Genomic DNA, 23065 nt, shown 5'->3' with positions numbered 1-23065 from the left:
GAGGGAGAGACAGACCGTCCGGAAAGACGGACAGCCAGTGATGGGCCTGTGCTTTATTTACTCTATATTTGATTAATAAATAATTCTCAATTTTTACTTAATCTACATGAATAAAACATTTTATTTAATCTTATTATTTTTATTATGTTCTTGTTCTACCAACAAAATAAAAGTAAACAACCGCGATAATTTTTGTAAAACCAATCAAAAAACAATTTCCACGAGAACAAACCGAATTTATGATTGTGATTTCAATTATAGCCGTTTTAAACAAACAATTAAACAGTTCAAAATAAAAGAAAATGATTTAAAAAAATATATTTTTTTAATTGGCTGTTCTGACGCTGGGACAAATAGAATGACAAACAATTATGATGCTTTAATTTATAATATTGAAACAAAAAAAATCTATCAATATTCTACTAATAAATATGATAAAAAAAATAATCCAATAAGAAGTTCGTTCTTTATTTCAGAATTAAACACCGAAGAAAAAAAATATGATGAATTCAATTTTTTGATTTATAATTTCCTATACAACAAAAACAGATTTGACAAAATGCTCGAAACTTTAAAATATGGCAGTAATATTAGTGAGGTAAGCTGTCAAAGGTTTTTTTATTACATTGACAATGAAAACCTTGAAAACTCCTACCTAAGAACCTTTTGGAACGGATTTTTTAAAATAGACGAAAAACAATAAAAATTACATAAAGAGACATTTATAATAAATGCTCCTCACAAAAAAGCACAGACCAAAATCTGTGCTTTTTAAAATTTATTTCTTTTTGGCAACCGTTTTCTTAGCTGTTGTTGCCTTTTTAGCAGTTGTAGCTTTCTTCGCAGCAGGTTTCTTTTTCTCTGCAAATGCTTTCGGGTCCTGATCGGTAATCCATTTTTTAACCTCATCAAGAGAAATTTCTTTTAGCTCCTCTCCTTCATATTTTGTATCATCTGCTTTTTTCGGAATCTTGAACATGGCTTTTCCGAATTTGATGAAAGGCCCCCATCTTCCGTTTTCAATGGAGATCTTTTCTTTTTCCCACTGTTGGATATATCGGTTGGCTTCTTTTTCAAGCTTGGCATCAATCAGTTCGTTGATATCGCTTTGAGAAAGGTTTTCGAAATCATATTTCTTTGGAACGTTTACGAAAATGCTTCGATATTTGATGAAAGGTCCGAATCTTCCGGTTCCTTTTGTTACAGGCTCACCTTTGTACGTAGCAATCGGTGCATCTGCGATTTTCTTTTCATTGATGATTTCTTCCGCACGTTTCTGATCTACTGAAAGCGGATCTTCGCCTTTTGGAATACTGATATATGTTTCGCCCCATTTCACGTAAGGTCCGAATCTTCCGACTCCTACTGAAACAGGTTGCCCGTCAACTTCATTCAGATCAAATGGAAGTTTGAATAGTTCCAACGCTTCTTCAAAAGTGATGGTAGCAATATTCTGCCCTGCCATTAATGAGGCAAAAACAGGTTTTTCTTCATCGTCTGTTTCCCCAATCTGAATCATCGCTCCGAATCTTCCGATTCTCGCGTGAACGTTTTTACCGGTTTTAGGATCAACTCCCAAAAGTCTGTCTCCTGTTGCTCTTTCCGCATGTTCTTCTACATCCTGAATTCTCGGGTGAAATTTCGAGTAGAAGTCTGTCATCATTTCTTTCCATTTCTGGTCACCGTTTGCAATTTCGTCGAAGCTTTCTTCCACTCTTGCCGTGAAACCGTAATCTAAGATTTCTTTAAAATTATCTGTTAAGAAATCACTTACTACTTCACCTGTGTCCGTTGGAACGAATTTATTTTTATCCCCTCCGAATTTCTCTTCAAGGACTTCTTTTTTGATCGTGTCTTTTGTTAAAGACATTTTCACAATCTCACGCGTCTGAGGTTCAATCTCTCGCTTATCAACATATTCACGGTTTTGGATGGTCTGAATTGTTGGCGCATACGTAGATGGACGACCAATTCCTAATTCTTCCAGTTTTCTTACCAAACCTGCTTCGGTATATCTTGCGCTTGGTCTTGTGAATTTTTCTGTTGCTATGATTTTTTTATAGTCTAACGCTTCTCCAACACTTACTTTAGGAAGTAATTTTTCGTTGCTTTCTTCGTCTTCATCTTCAGTTTTTACGATTCCGTAAGCTTTTAAGAAACCATCAAAAATGATCACCTCTCCCTGTGCTTCAAAATGCTGAGGAAGTTTTGCATTCCCGATTTCTATAACCGTCTTCTCTATTTTGGCATTTGCCATCTGAGAAGCCAATGTTCTTCTGTATATTAGTTGATATAATCTGTTTAACTGAGCATCTCCAATACTTGTTACCGCAAAATCAGTTGGACGAATCGCTTCGTGAGCTTCCTGTGCTGACGCCGATTTTGTTGTGTAGTTTCTTGGTGAAGAGTATTCTGCCCCGTATTCTGATGTAATTTGTCTTTTCGCTCCTTCTATTGCTTCCTGAGAAAGGTTTACCGAGTCTGTTCTCATATAGGTAATGTATCCTTCTTCGTACAGTCTCTGTGCAAGACGCATCGTATTGGTCACATTATATCCTAATCTTGAAGAAGCTTCCTGCTGTAAAGTTGACGTTGTAAAAGGCGCAGAAGCAGAACGTGTTCCCGGTCTTGTCTCAACATTCAGAACTTTAAAGTCTGTCGTTTTTGATAGTTCTAAGAATTTTTCAGCCTCTTCTTCTTTCTCAAAGTCTTTTTTAAGTTTTGCAGAAATTTCCTGTCCTGTTTTATTTAAGAAAATCCCGTCCAGTTTAAAGCTTGCTTTTGGAGTAAATTCACGGATTTCTTTTTCTCTTTCAACAATTAATCTTACCGCTACTGATTGTACTCTTCCCGCGGATAATCCCGGTTTTACTTTTTTCCAAAGCACCGGAGACATTTCGAAACCTACGATCCTGTCCAGTACTCTTCTCGCCTGTTGGGCATTGACTAAGTTCTGGTCTATATCTCTGGGATTTTCGATTGATTTTAGAATAGCATTTTTAGTAATCTCGTGGAAAACGATTCTTTTTCTGTTGTCCGGTTTCAGTTTCAGTTCTTCCGCCAAGTGCCATGCAATAGCCTCTCCCTCGCGGTCCTCATCGGAAGCCAGCCAAACCATTTCGGCTTTTTTCACAGCGGCTTTCAGCTCTGTTACCAATTTCTTCTTGTCGGCAGAAACTTCGTAATCCGGACTGAAGGTAGCCAAGTCAATCCCCATTCCTTTTTTAGGTAAATCTCGGATATGCCCAAAGCTGGATTTCACTTCGAAATCCTTACCTAAATACTTCTGAATAGTTTTTGCTTTTGCCGGTGATTCGACGATTACTAAATTTTTCGACATTCTAAAAATTTTTTGCAAAAGTAAAGCTTTTTTATTATATAGGTCTGCTTAGAGCATTTTATTTAATAATTCCACGGGTGCTACGCAGATCCGGTAGAACAATCCTTCGAATGTAAAACCTCTTCCTGACATTTCTACACGATAGATTAATGAAAAAATGATGATCAGCAACGTGATGTAAAATTTTTTATTTACAATTATTATTTCCGAAGCATAGACTGAGTCACTTCTTTTCAGGAACAGAGCAAAAAGGATGATGATCAACATCATGTGAATATACATCCATCTTCCCCAATCGATCGCAAGGTAAAAAAGAGGAAAGGAGAACAGAAAAGCACCTATCAGAAGAATGGCTATTATTTTTCGTTCTACTACATATTTAAGATAAAATGCAAGATGGAAAATACTAATTCCCAAGCTCAGAAAATACAGTCTGTATTCTGCAAAGTGTTCTGCTATATATTGTCTTTCATCGATATTCCAAAAAAAGATTCCCCGCGTAAAAATGACTCCTCTTTCTTTTAAAATATGTAAAGATTGCCCTTCATTGATTTCTTTCCCAAACAACAGAAGCAAAACAGCCGGTATAAAAACCGCTAAAATATACTTCAAATATCTCGCAGGTTCTATTCTCCCTGTTTTCAGATATAAGGTTATCAAAAAATACGGGATAAAGAATAAAGTGACTTCATGAAATAATGTAGAGATGAAAAGAGCAACACAAAATCCCCATTCTTTTGTTTTGGTAAGCTTATCACGATCTATTAAATAGGTAAAAGCAGCAAACAAAAGAAAGATAATAAATTCTTTTTTTCCAACATAATCCACACAATTCAGCAAGCCGACAAAACCTACTGAAGAAAGCAATAGGGAAAGATAAAGAAAGGTTGTTTCTTTATATTGTATAAGTTTAAAGTAGTAATAAAAAAACAGTGAGATAATAATGAACTGAAAGCCATAGACTAAAATATTCAGCTTTATCCCTGTAAGATCCTGTAAAAGGAAAAAGAAACTTCCGGACAATCCTCTTCTTTTAAAGCCTCCGTCCTGATAATTTACCAGCCAATCTCCCAAAATATAGCCGTCAGAATGCATATTATGCAGAAAAGTAAAAACCAGCGTATAAATTGCCGTTATTGCAATGAGAAAATAAATAAAAATCTTACTATTGAAACGGGAGATTAATTTTTCTAACACTGTCATTACTTAAAGGAATTTCCACAAAAAAAAAGAAACATATAGAATTTTGTTTTTATCATACATTCCTTTGAATCAAAAGTATGAATTTAAAAACATTTTACAACTATATGTCTCTTTTTAAAATATATAAGATGTTAAAAAAATTATCGCTTGATGATTTTCGTTACAGTTTCATAATTATTGATTTTAACTAAATAAACTCCGATGGAAAGAGCCGAAAGATCTGCCTGATTATTTTTAAACTGACCCGTCAAAACAATTTGTCCGGCAGCATTGTATATTTGAAACTGATACGATTTTTCCGTACCCCCTTTTATGAATAAAGTATTACGAACAGGGTTAGGATATAAAACAAGTTCCTCATCTTTCTTTTCTACGCTGGTTGTTCCTAGATTTCCTTGAGAACCCCCTACTCCCGCAGTTACTTGGTTTTTAGGGATTGAACCCAGCTCTTCTCCATTCTGATCGTATTTCACTTTTACGCATCTGCAGTTCATTCCAAAATACGGATCATTGTTATCATGAAAAGCGATCATCCGGTTAGCGCTTGATGCCGCATCAAAAAGAATATTCACTGCTCTTCCGATATAGTTCGAATCGAGAGCATCTGTCCATATTCCCGGATACTGAAAATTATTCACATTAAATGTTCCTTGAGCTGTCTGATTTGCCGTTACACTTCTAAATCCTCGGGATCCCGAGTTCGGATAATTACCAGTTGAATAACCTGTATTGTTATACATATATCCTATGGTCGTAGAAGTACTATTTCGAACACGAGTCCCTAAATAGTCGTTGATCACACTATAAGCTGTTGCTACATTTTTATCTTTTTTATACCAAGGAGAGATCCCGAAATCTTTATTGGTTACTATAGTAATCCCAGTTAAATCAGGAATTCTCCATCCCTGCGGACAAGGATCAAAAGGAGATTTTTCTCCACCTCTTCCCCATCTGTCAGCAGCCAGATTAGGCTCTGTTGAAAGCCAGTCCGTTCCGTTGGTGTAATTGGGCACCGAAGAGTTATAAGGAGCAAAACTGCTCGGGATCATATATACTAAAGGATGACCTACTGCATAAGAAAGTACTTTCGCTATTTTCTGCGAAGGTCTGTCGGTAGATAAAACATTTGCATTCGATGCATTTGAATAGGTATTATACGGTACAATATAATTCCCGGAAAGATCATTATAAACCGCCGGGGTAAGTGTAGTATAAGCAACCGTTCCGGTGCTTGAAACATTTCCTAAAAATACATTATAGCTCGACCTGTTATCTGCATTTTGAAAAGAAGGAATAGGGTCTTTTCTTCCCCACTGATATTGTAATCCTGTCGATGCACGAATTTTTGCAAGTTCTGCCGCAGTCGGAGTAAAAGGATCAGCAACCTGGGGAAAAGCATCGGTAGCTCCCAGGTTTCTATCCATGAATTCCGTTTTTAAGATATCTCCTTTAGGAATATAATTTACATAATTAGTCGCTGTAGCATCCGGTAATTCAGTAGCATAAGTATAGCTACTCAATGCAGAATCGGTAACCCAGATATGCCACGACCAGTAAACAGGATTGGTAATACTTCCGTTGTGCAGTGTTATGACCGCATTACCACTCTGATTAGGATTGATATTGACCACAATTTTTGAATTACTCAGCCCGGAAACTGATCCAGGAGAAGGATTCGTTATTGTCACAGTATTGATCAATGAGGTATTCGTAGACCAAAGAACGTTTGCTTTTAAATTATTAAAATTAGAGGCATTCAGTATCGCTTCATTTCCTAATAACTGACTTTGTACAGAGAATGCCTTACTCACCGGGATCTCAATAGCAGATAAAGTACTGGATTTTACAATCTGATAGGTATTCGGATTATCTAAGCCTTCTTTATATTCTGCAGCAGCACTGAAATACTCAGTTGGAAAATCATAGTCATCGATGGTATATAAAGGATCTTTGATACATCTGCAGGCATTCGCGTCCGATGTTTTTACAGCGGATGTCGGCATATACCAATATCTTCCTTTAATATTGGGTTTAGAAGGATCCGGCACATCGGTCTGATACTGATCCGAAATCATAAACATCGATCTTGCCCCTACCGCCGGAGTCATATCAAAATGTCTTGCCATAGTCGCCGTCCACAGTCCTACATGATGCTGATCTGTATATTGCCCTGCCTGAGAATCTATCACCAACTGTCCTGTTCCGGGAAAAATACCCATATTAAAGCCTCCGACGTTAGAGAAATCAAAACCTAAATTGGGATATACTTTTACTCCCTGCAAAAACGAAGGGACATTGGTATTATTGGGCTTAATAATATGATATCCATTGGATTCGAAAACATCTTTCCCCAATGAAGTCTGCACCCCAAAAGGAGAAAAGTCTATACGGACATCATCTACGTAGGATGCAGAAGCTAAATTCGCCGTTAACATAGAAGGAATTCTCCAGCCGTTCGGGCAGGGATCAAATGATGATTTATCCTTATATACCGCCGCATTATCAGAATTATTGTAATCCGTTACTATTTTTCCTTCAGAATTATCTGACCATAAATTAAGCTCAGACAGTTTATTATCTGTTAATACAGAAGATTTCCCAAACCAGTTCACCATAAGGTTTGTATTATTATTGTAATACGCCGGTCCGGAATTATCGTCTTTATTTACATAAATTAAGCTTAACGGATTTTTTACAGAAAGCTGAATATTATTGTTTACCGTAGCATTGGAAAGCAGAACAAACTGTCGGAGGTTGTCAAAATTTGTTGCATTATCAAAATTTTTCGCGGCTCTGTGTCGAATTCTTCCTGCCATACCCGAAACTTCATAAAAATCTCCGCCCTTCATTACCAAAGGAGGAATAGGATCTTTTCTTCCCCACTGATAAAGCAGTCCTCCGTTTCTGTTCCATTCTGTTCCCGTAATGGAATTGCTTACAGCGCCTAAATTCCGGTCCATCCATTTCCATTCTGAATCGGGAATAGCTTCTACAACCCCGTCATTTCTTTTTCGCTTGACTCCCGGAAAACTTTTATAAGAAGATCCGTTACTTGGATCTTCCGTTACCCACACGTGCCAAGACCAGAAAATCTCTCCATTTACTCTGAATGCAATTACCGCATTTCCCTCTTTCGATTTATTCACCGGAATTTTGATTTTTGCATCTTCCCCAGATCCTGTTATTTCAAGACTATAATTGGCATTTGCTTTTATTAGCCCATGCACATCTTCCCACAAAACATCTGCTGTAACGGTACCGGAAGGAATTCCCGATGTACCTAAAAATGAATTATTCTGCCAAATTGCATATGCTTTTTTCACAGGAATATAAATGCCTTCATAAGAAGAATTGGGATCAAAAACATAGCTATTGGGGGCTTTTGTCCAATCTTTCAATAAGGTTTTGGAATATTGATTTTTTTGTTCTTTTAATCTTCCTGTTTCAAATCTAAACTCTTTTGAAAATCTCAATTTCAAAGAGTCATTTTTCACATTAGAAAAGCCAAGTATAGGCAGTAAACACACCACATACAGAGCTTTCAAGCTAAAAGAAAATTGATCTTTCAAGCTTATTATTCCCCACAAAGTGAGTTTCTCAAATTTCGAAATCATAAATGCTAAAAATTATTAATAATTAAAAACAAATACATTTATCTTAAATAAAAAATAAACATATTCAAATACTAATAAATCATTCATCATTCATGTTTCTCTGCAAAAGTATAATAATATTATACAGAAACAATTAATTTAAGATTAATTTTAACCGTAATACATAAAACAAAAAAAAGCGATACATTACGCATCGCCCTATTTAAAGCAAAAAACTTAGATTTATGGTAAAAGATGATTCTTATACAAATCGATTGTAAATCTACCGTTCACAATATTTTTAAAGCTGGAGAAAACAATAAAGTTAAACATCACCAAAGCAATGATGAATGTATAAATTGTTTTTTTGACATTATCGGAAGCGACATACATCGCATTTGGAATAATAATATAGGAGAATCCGATAAATGCACCCGCTAAACGGGAAGAGAAAATGGGATTATTTCTAAATATAAAATAAAAACAGACCCCTATCACCGCGTAATTCCTGTGATATTCGTAATAAGGAAATTTCTTTTTCATATCCGAATCGAAGAAGAAAAGGAAGAATGTAAGAATGATCATCATCACTTCAGGAATTCCGAAACCACCGTTCAAACGTTGTACACTTTCATCAATATACCCATTGAAACCTTCTACCAGTTCACTTTGAGAAGCAATATTTGTTAAAAAATCTCCAAAAACACGATATACTTCGAAAGGAGAAAGAATGACCGAAACTACAATAAGAATCAGCATCCAGGCTTTATTCAGAGGAACACGAACCAGCCAGTACATCGGTAAAAACACATAACATACGTTATGAATTCCGGCCCCTATATAAATAAACAAAAGGTAATAAAATAATTTCCTCTGCTTGATAAATCTAATAGCATAATAGACAATAAAGGAACCTAAACACTGCCTAATCTGACCACTTTCCCCAATAAAAAAACCAGGGATAAACATAAACAGCATGAAGGTAAAGGGATAAAAGGTATTATCCTCAATATAATCTATCTTAAAAATGATTGTAATGATAGCAATTACAAACGTAAGCATGTAAAAGGGAGCATTAAAAACATTCAGCAAAATCTTGTTGATGAGGACGAATAGCCATTCTAGATCCATTATCTGTGGACCTTCCATATTAAGGGCTTTCATAAAGATGCTCACATAATCTTTTGTCCCTGAATAGATATAAATACCACGGTAACTTCCATAATCCGGTCCTACCTGATCTCTAAGCCCCGCAACAATCATAAGATACACCCCTAAAAGCCAAAGCCATTTTTTATCAACCCTTCCGGAAAACACTTCCTGAAAGCTGAAAATCAGCATATAAATAATCGCAATAATGTAATATGGGTGTAATAAGCTCATGAAGTGATTTGATATTTTTTAAACTCATGAGAAGCTATAACAAAACTGGTCAGGAGTAAAGGTATAAAAAGTCTGGTCTCCCAAAAAATCCCGACAAAAGCAATCATCAGTATATAAGGAGATGAGAAAAGAAGGTATTTTTTTAAAATATTTTTTTGATCTGAAGTACAAAGTGTAAAAGCAAAATACAACCCTATAACACCAAAGAATAATCCAGATAAATTAAAAGGACTTGTAAAATTTTTAACGAGATAAACCCCTTCGGCAAAAGAAGCATTTTGAGGAATAAAATATTTCAACCCTAAATAAGGAATTAAAAAAGCAGCTACCAGAAAAATAATCTCGCGTGCATAGGTAAGATCAATCTTTTTTATATTCACAAAGAGCGCAGCAAAAAAAGCAATATTCAGGCAAGAGGTTTCTCTCACAAAAGTTGAAATTAAAATCAAGGCAAACAGCAATAAAAAATCGCTAAGCTTTTTATAATGAAAATACCTTAAGGTGAATAAAATTCCGAAAAGATAAAAGAAGACCGCAATAACATCGCAGTTTGTCGGCACATATTGGGTAATCACGATTAAGAAAACGGCCAATAAATGTACAATCCTTCTAATTTTAATATCCTTAAAGAAAGCAGAAGGATTCAGCTTAAAAATTAAAGATAGAAGAACAGAGGATAAAACAAAAAAGAAGCTGTTGACAATAAAAACACTATGATAAAATAAAGTTCCGTGTTTTAAAAGAAAAACCTTAAGCCCAGGAAAGCCGTTAACAATCTCAGTAAAAATTTCAGAAATATGAACACTCAGATAATTCGGAATAACACGATACGCATATACCGATGAGAACATAAAATCCGGCGCTTTCTCCCACATTTTCATATCCACATAAGAAGACTCAAAGCCGTAATATGCCATGAATAAAAGAAGGAACGGGAAGATTATGACAAATAAAATGTCATTTATTTTTTCATCAAATAGTTTATGCATACAAAACAGTTCCTCAAATTAGAATAATTTTGTTTCAAAAGTCTCTTTACAAAGACATTATTTGCAAAAATATAAGTTTTTTTCATTTGAACTACAAATATTTTATTGATTTTCAACTCAAACTTTATCCATAAAAATTTTGAACTCCCTCCTAAAAATTTAAATTTGCAAACTTGATTTTATAATGTAATGCATCATTTCTTCATATTTTTATATTATCTCATCTCAAAAAACAAGATTCTTTCTGTACTTTTTGCGGCAGGAATAGCCGTTTTGTGCGTTTTCTTCGCCTCAAAAATCAACTTTGAAGAAGATATTAACCAGATAATTCCTAAAAATGAAAAATCCGATCTCACAGCAAAAGTTCTGAAACAACTCAACTTTTCAGATAAGATCATCGTCATTATTGAAAACAAATCCAAAGAAGATAATTTTCAGCTTTCTGAAACTGCCGATACTTTTTTAAATAAAATTGAACCTTTAAAAAAATATATAGGTTCTGTACAGGGAAAAGTAAATGACAATGAAATTTCAGAAACTTTCGATTTCGTAAATCAGAATCTTCCTTTATTTTTAAATGAAAACGATTACATTGAAATCGGAAGAAAACTTCAAAAAGACAGCATCTCAAAGCAGGTTGAAAACAATTACGTTTCTTTGGTTTCGCCCACAAGTTTAGTAACCAAAGAATTCATTAAAAAAGATCCGCTTGGAATCACTTTTTTAGGGATCAAAAAACTGAATGCTCTAAATATCAGCAAAGATTTCAAGCTTGAAGACAGCTACATTGTCACCAAAGACGGGAAAAATCTTCTTCTTTTCATTGATCCGAAAAACAAAAGCAACGACACAAAAAATAACGAGGCTTTTATTGATCATCTCAATGGAATAAAAGACAACCTCAACAAACAATTCAAAGGAAAAACGGAAATCAGCTACTTCGGTTCTCCGGTAATTGCTGTTGCTAATGCCCAACAGATTAAAAAGGATATTCAAAACACGGTTATTATTTCAATGACTGTTCTTTTGCTTTTACTGATTTATTATTTCAGAAATGTTTTCACGCCGATCATTGTTTTTCTTCCGACAGTTTTCTCTGTTTTATTGGCTCTGTTAATTTTATACTTTATTAAAGACAAAATTTCTGCAATCTCATTGAGTGTAGGAGCTATTTTAATAGGAATCACCATCGATTATGCGCTTCATATTCTGACGCATTATAAGCACAACAATAACATTGAAGAACTTTACAAGGAAATTACCCAGCCTATTATTTTAAGCAGTGCCACAACAGCAGTTTCTTTTTTATGTCTGGTTTTTGTACGCTCAGAAGCTTTAAAAGATCTGGGACTTTTTGCAGCGATTACCGTGATTCTGTCATCCATCACCGCTTTGATCATTGTTCCGCAATTATACACACCAAAGACAAAGCAGAAAGCCGTCAATGCAAACTTCATAGACAAGATAGGTTCGTATCCTTACGAGAAAAATAAGCCTTTAATTATAGGATGTTCGGTTATTATTTTAATCTGTCTTTTCGGTTTCCGACATGTCGGTTTTAATGAAGACATCGGAGATTTAAATTATATCCCTAAAGATTTAAAAATAAGTGAAGCAAAACTTCAGAAGCTTTCAGACATCACTTCAAAATCCATTTATACCATTTCTTACGGAAATTCGGAAAATGAAGCTCTCACCAGAAACTCCCAACTGAGCCGGTTTTTAGAAAAAGAAAAGAAAGAGGGGAAAATTCTAAGCTACAATTCTCTCGGAAATGTGGTTCTCTCGGAAAAAGATCAGCAAAAAAAGATTGAGGAATGGAATAAATTCTGGGACTCGAATAAGAAGAATCAAACCATTTCCGAATTAATAAAGAACGGAAATCAGTTTGGATTCAACAGTTCTGCATTTGATCAGTTTAATGAAAATTTAAATAAAAGCTATTCTACTTTAACTTTAAAAGACTACGAAAAGGTAAAAGCTTTACAGATTTCGGAGTTTTTAAGCAACGAAAATGGTTTTTATACGGTTTCGAATGTTGTAAAAGTGGATGATAAAAAAAGGGATGCCTTCATCAAAGACGTTGAAAAAAATCACGACGCTTTGGCAATCGACCGTCAACAGATGAATGAAAACTTCCTAGGTTTATTGAAAAGAGATTTCAATACCCTGATTAATTATTCTTTGCTGGCTATTGTTTTAACGATCATTGTTTTCTTCCGGAATTTTGAGCTGACGGTTTTAACGATGTTTCCCATTGTTCTGACCGGAGTTGTTACTGCAGGAATTCTTTACTTTTTAGGATTAGAATTAAACATTTTCAGTACGGTTGTCTGCACTTTGGTTTTTGGGGTGGGAGACGATTTCAGTATTTTCCTTACTCAGGCTATGCAGAAAGAACACACAACAGGAAAAAATGAGTTGCCGACATACAGAACTTCTATCATTCTGGCAGTTTTCACCACCGTACTTTCGATAGGCTCTTTGATTTTTGCCAAACATCCGGCATTACATTCATTAGCTTTAGTCGCATTAATCGGAATGTTCTCTGTAATTATTATCACCTCAACACTGTACCCGTTTTGGTTTAGGCTATTAATTACCAACAGAGCCAAAAAAGGACTTTCACCGATCACCTTCAGACTCATCATCAATTCAACATTCTCTTTTCTGTATTATGGATTGGGAGGATTAATTTTTTCAGCAATCGGAAGTATTTTTGCCAAAAATTCAAAAGGAAAAACTTTGGAGATCATCAAATTGATCATGGCTAAATTTTTAGTTTCCGTTTTATACACCAATCCATTTGTAAAAAAGAGGCTAATCAAAAACCCGAATGAAGATTTCAGCCAACCAGCCGTAATCATTGCCAATCATACGTCTTTTCTTGACACATTGGCTTTAGCAATGAGCAATCATAAAATTATCTATTTAGTCAATGATTGGGTATATAATTCTCCTGTTTTTGGGAAGCTGGTAAGAGCTTTAGGATTTTATCCTGTATCTCAAGGTATTGAAAACGGCATGGATCAATTAAAAGAAAAAGTAGAACAGGGATATTCTTTAGTAGTTTTTCCTGAAGCAGAGCGCTCTTACACCAATGATGTAAAAAGATTTCATAAAGGAGCATTTTATATTGCAGAACAATTTGGATTAGATATTGTTCCGGTTTATATCCACGGAAATTCTGAAGTATTGCCCAAAGGAGATTTCATTATCTACGACGGAGCCATTACCGTAAAAGTAGGAGATCGGATTCATAAAGACAATCTGAAGTTCGGAACAACCTATTCTGAAAGGACAAAAAAGATCAATGCCTATTTCAGGGAAGAGTTTTCAAAGCTTAGAAGTGAGCTGGAAGATGAAAATTATTTTAAAAAGAAGTTATTCTTAAGCTTTTTATATAAAGATACCGAAGTCGTAAAAGAAGTAAAGGAAGATTTCAAGAAAAATAAAACCCTCTATTTTGAACTGAATAAACATCTTCCGAAAAGCGGGAACATTCTGCACATCGCCAATGATTATGGACAAAAAGATGTTTTATTTACGTTACAGGAAGCAAGCAGAAGAATATTCAGTTTTGTTCTTGATCCTGAAAAACGGGAAATCGCCAGATATAATTATATCGTGAAGCAGCGAAAGATCAAATACCTCGCAGATTTTTCTGAAATAAATAAGGAAATTGATGTTCTTTTGATCTCAACAGATTCGTTTGATTTCAACAATGTAAAAAAATTTCCTCCAAAAATTATTTTTATAAATGAAGGAAATACGGCTTTTGAACATGCAAATTATACCTTAGAATTCAGTTCGGCATCAATAAAAATATATAGACATACATAATATACCATTGAAAAACATATTTTTGTAAATAATAACAAACACATGAAGAAGAATATACTTGTACTATATTATACTCAGACAGGTCAACTTGAAGATATTGTAAAGAACATCGCCCGTCCTTTTGAAGACAAAAAAGACGAATATCAGGTTACTTACTATAATATTAAAATGAAAGAGGATTTTCCTTTTCCATGGCCGAATGATGTATTTTTCAATACCTTTCCTGAGTCTTATTTACAGATTCCAAGTGAAATTCTTCCTCCACCGGATGAGGTATTGAATACAAAATATGACCTTATTATTTTCGGATATCAGGTTTGGTATTTAACCCCTTCTATTCCTATTATCTCATTTTTAAAAAGCAGCTATGCAGCACAACTCCTGAAAGACACACCTGTTGTTACCGTTTCCGGCACCAGAAATATGTGGATGCTCTCTCAGGAAAAACTGAAAGTATATTTAAAAGATTTAAAAGCTAAATTGATAGGAAATATCGCTTTGGTAGACAGACACGACAACTATACGAGTGTATTGACCGTTATTCGCTGGATGATCGGCGGACAAAAAGAAAAATCAGGAATACTTCCAGCGGCCGGAGTTTCATATCAAGAAATAAATGGTGCCGTGAAATACGGACACATCATTAAATCTCATTTCAGAAATAATGATTTTGAAGGCTTACAACCTGATCTCGTAAAAAACGGAGCGATAGAAATAAGACCGTTCCTGGTGCGTGTAGAGAAGGTAGGAAACAAAATTTTCACCATTTGGTCAAACCTTATTATCAAGAAAAAAGAAAAACGACCGCTGCTTATCAAATTCTTTAAGGTATATTTGATGGCGGCTATATGGATTATATCCCCTATAGTGTTAGTTTTACACTTATTAACAACACCAATTTTTTGGTTCAAAAGACAGAAAGAAAAAAAATATTTACAAGGAATTAATTTAAAGTAGAATGTACGACGTATTTATAACAAAAGCATCCAAATACTTACCCAACGAGCCGGTTTCAAATGACGAAATGGAAACGTATCTTGGTTATATAAATGGCGCGAAGTCTAAAGCAAAAGGAATTATTTTAAGAAATAACAAGATCACCACAAGATATTATGCCTTAGATAAAGAAGGAAAACCTACGCATACAAATGCCCAGCTTACAGCAAAAGCAATTGAAGGACTTTTTGATGAACAATTCAAAAAAGAAGATATGAAGTTATTGTCTGTGGGAACCACTTCTCCGGATCAGATTCAGCCTTCACATGCTTCCATGGTTCACGGTGAACTGAACATCGGGAAATCTATTGAAATTAATACCGCTACAGGACTTTGTAACTCAGGAATGAATGCTTTGAACTATGGATTCCTTTCCATTAAAGCAGGAGTTCAGGAACAGGCTGTCTGTGCAGGTTCTGAAAGAATGTCAGCTTGGATGACCGCAGACAAGTTCAACCACGAAGCTGAAAATTTAATTTTACTGGAAGAAAGACCAATTATCGCTTTCAAAAGAGAATTTTTGAGATGGATGCTTTCTGACGGAGCCGGAGCTTTCCTATTGGAAAACAAACCAAGAGAAAACGAAACCAATTTAAAAGTAGAATGGATCGATTTCTATTCTTACGCTCATGAGATCGAAGCTTGTATGTATGCAGGTTGCGAAAAGCAGGAAGACGGAAGCTTACAATCCTGGGCAGATTATCCATCAGACGAATGGCTCAAGCAATCTATTTTTGCTTTAAAACAAGATACTAAAATTTTAGATAAATATATTCTAGTAAAAGGTGCCGAAAGTTTAAGATCATCTTTTGACAAACATACATTAGATCCGGAATCTATCGACCATGTATTGGCACACATTTCATCAGGATACTTTAAAGAAGGCTTAAAAGACGAATTTGCAAAAGTAGGATTGGACTTCCCTTGGGAAAAATGGTTCTATAACCTTTCAGACATCGGAAATATTGGTGCAGGTTCTATTTTTGTAGCCTTAGAAGAATTAATGAATTCAGGAAAACTGAAAAAAGGAGAAAAAGTACTTCTTTGCGTTCCTGAAAGTGGAAGATTTGCATATTCTTGTGCTTTATTAACGGTTTGCTAATGGAGAACAAATTACCAACAACTGACCAGAGTTTCGTGGAAAGCCTAATTCCACAAAGATTTCCTTTTGTAATGGTAAACAGCATTACAGCATATTCTGAAACACAATTGGTTTCAGGATTTGAAATAAGAGAGGAGAATATTTTTGTTCAGGACGGAATTTTTCAGGCTTCTGGGTTAGTAGAACATCAGGCGCAGAGTGTGGCTTTACACACCGGCTACAAATTCTATTTATTAGGAAAAGAAGCTCCGACAGGATATATTGGCGCTATCAAAACTTTTGAAGCAATACAGTTACCCAAATTGGGTGATAAGCTCACTTCAGAAGTTTCTATTATTAATGAAATGATGGGAGTAACTTTAGTAGATATTGTGACGAAGGTTAATGATGAGGTTATTGCTAAATCCCAGATGAAAACGGTTGTAATGTAATTTATACATTGGTAAACCTCATAGGTTTTAAAAATCGATGAGGTTTGCAAAATAAAATTGAAATTTTAATGGAAATCAAGGAAGAAAACATCATCAATATACACAATTTTCTCCCGCATCGTGAACCGATGCTGATGGCGGATTATATTCTGGAATTGACTAAAGAAAAAGTGATTACTTCCTTTGAAATAAAAGAAGACAATGTTTTTGTTCATAACAGTGAACTCGTTGAAGCAGGTTTAATCGAAAATTTAGCTCAAACCTGTTCATCCATTCTGGGACAAAGCTTCTTCGAAAATCCTGAAGCAGATACAAAAGTGATCGGTTTCATTACCAATATCAAGAAAATTGAAGTTTTTGCCTTACCAAAAGTGGGTGATAAAATCATTTCAAAAGCAGCATTGATATCTCAGTTTGAAAACATCTGTAATATCTTTTGTGAAACGTTCAATAATGATGAACTTCTGATAAGAGCTGAAATTAATTTGTTTATTCAAGAAGTAAAATACTAATAACCAATGAAAAAACAAGACCTTCCCCAAGACGAAAGCAATCTGAAATCAGCAAACATGACAGAAGTCTTGTATGTAACAGATGAGAATAACAACTATACTACCGCAAACAGTATTGGTTGGGATGTGAAAAAAGCCGCCTTAGAAGAATCTTTAGCGTTAATTAACGAAAGAATTGAAGAAGCAAAACAAAACGTTGCCAATAATATAATAAGTCCCATCATTTACTTCATGGAACTTAACAAAATGGATCTTCAGGTATTGGCTGCCTACGTCGGAATGTGGCAATGGCGGGTAAAAAGACACGGAAAACCAAAAATATTTAAAACACTAAGCGAATCCGTCCTGAAAAAATATGCCGATGCTTTCGGAATTTCAGTGGATGAATTAAAAAACTTCGACGGAAAATAATTAATTTAAAATAGAAAACATTCTGTTTGTCATTCTGACGAAGGAAGAATCTCTTTTAAAAAATTATCTCCCGAGATAAAAAGATAAAAGCTCAAATGGAACTTAATTTTGAACATCACCAAACAGCGCATTGCGAAAACGGTGTTGCCTCCAATTTATTATTGAACAAAGGATTAAAACTCAGCGAACCTATGATCTTCGGAATCGGTTCCGGATTGTTCTTTGTCTACTTACCCTTTTTAAAAGTAAATTTTGCTCCAGGGTTTAGCTATCGTCCGATGCCGGGCGCAATTTTCAGCAAAGCGGCAAAAAGACTGGGAATTAAAATAAAAAGAGAAAAATTTTCAAACCCGGCCGAAGCCCAGAAAGCTTTAGAAAGAAATTTAAATCAAAATATACCGACAGGATTACAGGTAGGAGTTTTTAACTTAACCTATTTCCCTGAAGAATATAAATTCCATTTCAACGCCCACAATTTGGTCGTATATGGAAAAGAAGACGGAAAATTCCTGATCAGCGATCCTGTGATGGATTACACCACAACCCTTACCGAAGCAGAACTTGAAAAGGTAAGATATGCCAAAGGAGCACTTCCTCCAAAAGGTCACATGTACTACCCTACTTACATTCCTGAAAATGTAAACCTGGAGGAAGCCATCAAAAAAGGGATCAAAGATACCTGTAAAAATATGTTGGCTCCCGTTCCTTTAATTGGGGTAAAAGCTATGCGATGGGTCGCAAAAAACATCCCGAAATGGGCTGAGAAAAAAGGTACAAAAGTGACCAATCATTATCTTGGCCAATTGATCAGAATGCAGGAAGAAATAGGAACCGGAGGCGGTGGTTTCAGATTTATCTATGGCGCATTTTTACAGGAAGCTGCCGTAATTCTAAAAAACGATCAGTTAAAAGAATTATCCAAGGAAATCACAACAATCGGTGACCTTTGGAGAGATTTTGCAGTGGATATTGCAAGAGTTTATAAAAACAGAAACTCGAAAAGCGACATCTACAACCAGCTTTCAAAAACCCTGCTTCATATTGCAGATCTGGAAGAAGCTTTTTATAAAAAACTGAAAAAAGCGATCTAAATGGAGAACTTTATTGAGATTAAAAATTTATACAAAAAATATAAAAATGCAGAAGAATTTTCTGTAAATGACATCTCGCTGAATATTGAGAAAGAAGAAATCTACGGAATTCTCGGACCAAACGGAGCAGGAAAAACAACATTAATTTCCATGCTTTCAGGATTGATAAAACCAACTTCGGGAAGTTTTAAAATCAACGGACTCTCTCCTCAAAAAGACGGTTTTAAATTAAGACAAATCATCGGGATCGTTCCGCAGGAATACGCTTTATACCCTACGTTGACTGCCAAAGAAAACTTAATGTATTTCGGAAGTCTTTACGGTTTAAGTCACAAAAAATTAAGAAATGCGATTGATGAATCCCTAGAAATTATGGGATTATCAAAATTTGCTGATAAAAAAGTAGAACAGTTCTCAGGAGGAATGAAGCGCCGTTGTAATCTGATTGCAGGAACCCTTCACAACCCTAAAGTTTTATTTCTGGATGAACCAACTGTCGGAGTTGATGTTCAGTCTAAAAAAGCCATTATCGACTATCTTTTGGATTTGAATAAAAAAGGAACGTGTATCATTTATACCTCACATCACCTTTCAGAAGCAGAAGAATTCTGTACAAAAATCGCCATTATTGATCACGGAAAAATCCATGCAGTCGGAACCCCTGAAGAATTGGTGAACAGAGTCGCGAGTGCCGAAAACCTAGAAGACGTTTTCATTTCATTAACCGGAAAAGAATTAAGAGATGTTGTTGTATAAATTATGGAGAAGCTTCGTTAAAGAAGTTCTTTTACTGAAAAGAGATATCGGAGGAATCGTCATCATTTTCGTGATGCCTTTATTGCTGATTATCACCATTACTTTAATTCAGGATTCTACCTTCAAAAACCTTGAAGGCTCAAAAATCCCGATTATTTTCATTGATAACGATAAATCTGAAGTTTCAAAAAATATAAAACACGAACTGGAAAACAGCAAAACTTTCCAACTATTGACCAATTACACTGAAAAATCCGCCCAAGATGCTGTTTTCAGTGGAGATTATCAGATGGCAATCGTTATTCCTCAGAATTTAACGAAAGATTTAAATTCAAATATCGATGCAAAAGTTCAGGCGATTGTAAGCTCCTTTGGATTGGAGGAAAATTCAAACCAAAAAGTTCCCGTTCCAGCTATAAAAGCCAAAGAAATTCATTTATACTTTGATCCTGCAACCAATGCCGGATTCAAAAATTCTGTAATGAATTCCGTGAACAAAATGGTATTTGAGATCGAGAATAAAAAGATTTACAAAGCGTTCCAGGATCAATTGGGCACCACTGAAAATCTTGAAGAAAATAAAAACCTAATCAGTTTCAAAGAAATCACCCCGAGAAAAGGAGCCATGGAAGTGATTCCAAATTCAGTTCAGCACAACGTTCCGGCTTGGGCATTGTTCGCAATATTCTTTATTGTAGTGCCTTTATCTATTAATCTGGTTAAAGAAAAAAGCCAGGGAACAAGTGTAAGAGCAAGAATCAGCCCGACTCCTTATTTCATCCATATTTTAGGAAAAACATTTACTTATCTTATCATCTGTATGATTCAGTTTTTACTGATGGTTGCCGTAGGAATTTACCTTTTCCCTTATATGGATTTACCGCAGTTTGATGTTACAGGAAAAATGTTCCAGCTTATTGTTGTGACTTTATTCTCTGGTTTGGCAGCGATTGGATTTGGCGTTTTATTGGGAACAATTGCTGATACACAGGAACAGTCTGCACCATTTGGAGCAACATCCGTTGTAGTTTTGGCTGCCATCGGAGGAATTTGGGTTCCTGTATTTTTAATGCCTGAATTCATGCAATCTGTAGCCAAATTCTCTCCTATGAATTGGGGATTAAATGCTTATTATGACATCATTTTAAGAAACAGCGGAATCGGCGGAATTGCAAAAGAGTTAACATTCTTATTTTTATTTTATCTTGCGATGGTCGGGATTTCATTAATTTACGAAAGAAAACAAAATGCAGTCTAAAGAAAATTTAACTTGTACAGAAGTTGTTCGAGTAAGGTTCAATGAAACAGATCCGCTGGGAATTGTTTGGCACGGTCATTACATTGTGTACTTCGAGGACGGTAGAGAAGCTTTCGGAAGACAGCACGGTTTGACCTATCTTGATATTCAGAAAGCAGGATTTGTAACACCGATTGTAAAAAGCACATGCGAACATTTTCTTCCTTTAAAATATGGAGAAACGTTCAAGATCGTGACCACTTTTGTGAACTCCAATTCGGCAAAATTAATTTACAGATACGAACTCTTCAACGAAGAAAATAAATTGGTCTGCTCAGGAGAAACCATTCAGGTATTCTTAGATTCAGACAATAATTTATGTTTATATAATCCTGAGTTTTTTCAGGCTTGGAAAGATAAAATGGGATTATAATGAAGAAGGAAATTTACATTACAGATTATAACTGCGTCACCCCTTTAGGATTTGATGTTCCTTCAAACTGGAATGCTCTTTTAGAAGGGAAATCCGGCGTAGCTTTACATAAAATTATAGAAAATCAAGAGCCTTTTTATGCTTCTATGATTGATTCTGAAAAACTGGATAAAGAGTTTAAGAGATTCTTCAACGGAACTCAGAATGACAGTACAAAATTCACAAGGCTCGAAAAAATGTTTTTGCTGAGTTTAAAACCTTTAGTTGAAAAACATCAGATTTCAGACAATACAGCTTTTATTTTATCTACAACAAAAGGAAATATCAGCTTATTAAAAAACCAATCCACTTTACCGGAAGGTGTTTTTCTTTCCAGCTTAGCTCAAAAGATCGCTGATTTTTTTGGATTTAAAACGAAACCAATTGTTGTTTCCAACGCCTGTGTTTCGGGAGTAATGGCGATTGCTGTTGCGAAAAATATGATTCAGGCAGGAAAATACAAAGATGCTTTTGTCATTGCCGGAGATGAGATTTCAGAATTTGTGATTTCAGGATTTAATTCATTTCAGGCAATCGGAACGGAAATCTGCAAACCTTACGACAAAAACCGTGACGGAATAAATATAGGCGAAGCAACCGCAGCAATTTATATTACTGGTCATTGCGAGGAACAGAGTGACGAAGCAATCCCACAAAACGAAAAATTTAGTTTTAAAGTTTTGGGAGATTCAGCAATTAACGATGCGAACCATATTTCCGGCCCATCAAGAACTGGTGACGGATTGTTCGCAAGCATCAAAAATGCAATAACAGAAGCCCAAGTTTCGGCAGAGCAGATTAATTTTATTTCTGCACACGGAACGGCGACAATATATAACGACGAAATGGAAGCCATCGCTTTCAATAGAATGGAATTACAAAATATTCCTCTAAACAGCATGAAAGGTTATTACGGTCATTGTTTAGGTGCTTCTGGATTGTTGGAAAGTATTATTTCGATGGAATCTGCTTTGAATAATACATTGATTCCATCAAAAAATTTCGAAGAAACGGGAACTTCCCAATCTTTGAATATTATTAAAGAAAACCAACCTGCAGAAATCAAATATATTTTGAAAACAGCCTCAGGTTTTGGCGGGTGTAATGCGGCAATTGTTTTGGAAAAATGTTAAAATGATACCCATGAAGAAAACAGACATTTGCACCATACAAAACTCAAAAATCGTTCTGAACAACGAAATTATTTTTGAAACCCAGACTGAAAACTTTTCAGACTTCGCAAAAGAAGCCTATAAAACTTTAGAACTAAATTATCCAAAATTCCACAAAATGGATAGTTTAAGTAAACTCGCCTTTCTTGCCTCTGAAATGATTTTAAAAGATGAAGATCACAGCAGAACAGCTTTGGTTTTTGCCAACAGGTCATCAAGTTTAGATACCGATTTTAAATATCAGGAAAGCATCAATTCACAGGAAAATTATTTTCCGAGTCCAGCTGTTTTCGTGTATACTTTACCGAACATTTGTGTGGGGGAAATCAGTATTAAACATAAAATGCAGACAGAGAATGCTTTTTTTGTTTTGGACGAATTTGATGAAAAATTTTTAAACGATTACTCAGAGCAGATCTTACAGTCAGGAAAGGCTGATAAAGTATTGTGCGGTTGGGTAGAGCTATATCAGGAAAGTTATAATGCTTTCGTATATTTGTTAACAATATAAAAAATATACAATTTGTTATTTAA

Annotated in this window: 17 protein-coding genes; 12 read left to right on the top strand and 5 right to left on the bottom strand. The window is 35.1% G+C overall.

Translation table 11 applies throughout. The annotated features are described in order from the left end of the window. Positions 1-778: 778 nt before the first annotated feature. The 5 genes from topA to JI747_RS09850 all read right to left on the bottom strand — a co-directional run bounded on the left by topA (position 779) and on the right by JI747_RS09850 (position 10508). Positions 779-3340, bottom strand: a complete 2562-nt coding sequence (gene topA / locus JI747_RS09870; RefSeq protein WP_225688179.1) for a type I DNA topoisomerase — start codon at positions 3338-3340, stop codon at positions 779-781. Between the two features lie 48 nt (positions 3341-3388). Beyond that, positions 3389-4543 (bottom strand): hypothetical protein, encoded by a 1155-nt coding sequence (locus JI747_RS09865; RefSeq protein ID WP_225688177.1) that lies wholly within the window; start codon positions 4541-4543, stop codon positions 3389-3391. Between the two features lie 140 nt (positions 4544-4683). Then, positions 4684-8022: a T9SS type A sorting domain-containing protein gene (locus tag JI747_RS09860; protein WP_225688175.1), complete on the bottom strand. Its 3339-nt coding sequence runs from the start codon at positions 8020-8022 to the stop codon at positions 4684-4686. A gap of 357 nt (positions 8023-8379) precedes the next feature. Next, a complete protein-coding gene (locus tag JI747_RS09855; RefSeq protein WP_225688173.1) occupies positions 8380-9519 on the bottom strand; it encodes an EpsG family protein in 1140 nt (379 codons plus the stop codon). Further along, a complete protein-coding gene (locus JI747_RS09850) occupies positions 9516-10508 on the bottom strand; it encodes a hypothetical protein (RefSeq protein ID WP_225688171.1) in 993 nt (330 codons plus the stop codon). Before JI747_RS09850 ends, JI747_RS09855 begins: the two co-directional genes overlap by 4 nt. 189 nt (positions 10509-10697) lie before the next feature. On the opposite strand from JI747_RS09850, the gene JI747_RS09845 reads away from it, so the two are divergent. The 12 genes from JI747_RS09845 to JI747_RS09790 all read left to right on the top strand — a co-directional run bounded on the left by JI747_RS09845 (position 10698) and on the right by JI747_RS09790 (position 23042). Continuing rightward, positions 10698-14351: an MMPL family transporter gene (locus JI747_RS09845; protein ID WP_225688169.1), complete on the top strand. Its 3654-nt coding sequence runs from the start codon at positions 10698-10700 to the stop codon at positions 14349-14351. A 42-nt stretch (positions 14352-14393) separates the two neighbouring features. Further along, complete coding sequence (locus tag JI747_RS09840; RefSeq protein WP_225688167.1) at positions 14394-15308, top strand: dialkylrecorsinol condensing enzyme DarA; 915 nt, start codon at positions 14394-14396, stop codon at positions 15306-15308. A 1-nt stretch (position 15309) separates the two neighbouring features. Further along, positions 15310-16449 (top strand): beta-ketoacyl-ACP synthase III, encoded by a 1140-nt coding sequence (locus JI747_RS09835; protein ID WP_225688165.1) that lies wholly within the window; start codon positions 15310-15312, stop codon positions 16447-16449. Then, the gene (locus JI747_RS09830) at positions 16449-16880 is read left to right on the top strand and encodes a hypothetical protein (RefSeq protein ID WP_225688163.1); all 432 of its coding nucleotides are present in this window, start codon (positions 16449-16451) and stop codon (positions 16878-16880) included. The genes JI747_RS09835 and JI747_RS09830 overlap by 1 nt, the downstream gene beginning before the upstream one ends. Positions 16881-16948: 68 nt before the next feature. Continuing rightward, a complete protein-coding gene (locus tag JI747_RS09825) occupies positions 16949-17392 on the top strand; it encodes an ABC transporter permease (protein ID WP_225688161.1) in 444 nt (147 codons plus the stop codon). Between the two features lie 6 nt (positions 17393-17398). Continuing rightward, on the top strand, positions 17399-17803 hold the full coding sequence (locus JI747_RS09820; RefSeq protein ID WP_225688159.1) for a hypothetical protein: 405 nt from the start codon (positions 17399-17401) through the stop codon (positions 17801-17803). A gap of 95 nt (positions 17804-17898) precedes the next feature. Further along, positions 17899-18894, top strand: a complete 996-nt coding sequence (locus tag JI747_RS09815) for a BtrH N-terminal domain-containing protein (RefSeq protein ID WP_225688157.1) — start codon at positions 17899-17901, stop codon at positions 18892-18894. After that, on the top strand, positions 18895-19650 hold the full coding sequence (locus tag JI747_RS09810) for an ABC transporter ATP-binding protein (RefSeq protein WP_225688155.1): 756 nt from the start codon (positions 18895-18897) through the stop codon (positions 19648-19650). It abuts the gene before it with no gap. Next, positions 19637-20908 (top strand): ABC transporter permease, encoded by a 1272-nt coding sequence (locus tag JI747_RS09805; protein ID WP_225688153.1) that lies wholly within the window; start codon positions 19637-19639, stop codon positions 20906-20908. Before JI747_RS09810 ends, JI747_RS09805 begins: the two co-directional genes overlap by 14 nt. Continuing rightward, complete coding sequence (locus JI747_RS09800) at positions 20898-21320, top strand: acyl-CoA thioesterase (protein ID WP_225688151.1); 423 nt, start codon at positions 20898-20900, stop codon at positions 21318-21320. The genes JI747_RS09805 and JI747_RS09800 overlap by 11 nt, the downstream gene beginning before the upstream one ends. Next, entirely contained in the window at positions 21320-22492 is a 1173-nt protein-coding gene (locus JI747_RS09795; RefSeq protein ID WP_225688149.1) for a beta-ketoacyl synthase N-terminal-like domain-containing protein, read from the top strand. Before JI747_RS09800 ends, JI747_RS09795 begins: the two co-directional genes overlap by 1 nt. Positions 22493-22502: 10 nt before the next feature. After that, positions 22503-23042 (top strand): 3-oxoacyl-ACP synthase, encoded by a 540-nt coding sequence (locus tag JI747_RS09790; RefSeq protein WP_225688147.1) that lies wholly within the window; start codon positions 22503-22505, stop codon positions 23040-23042. The last annotated feature ends 23 nt before the right edge of the window (positions 23043-23065 follow it).

It is taken from the genome of Chryseobacterium tagetis (assembly GCF_016735585.2).
GTDB classification, from domain to species: domain Bacteria; phylum Bacteroidota; class Bacteroidia; order Flavobacteriales; family Weeksellaceae; genus Chryseobacterium; species Chryseobacterium tagetis.
The sequence above is the reverse complement of the archived record's forward strand: the minus strand, read 5'-3'. Positions and strand labels throughout refer to the sequence as shown.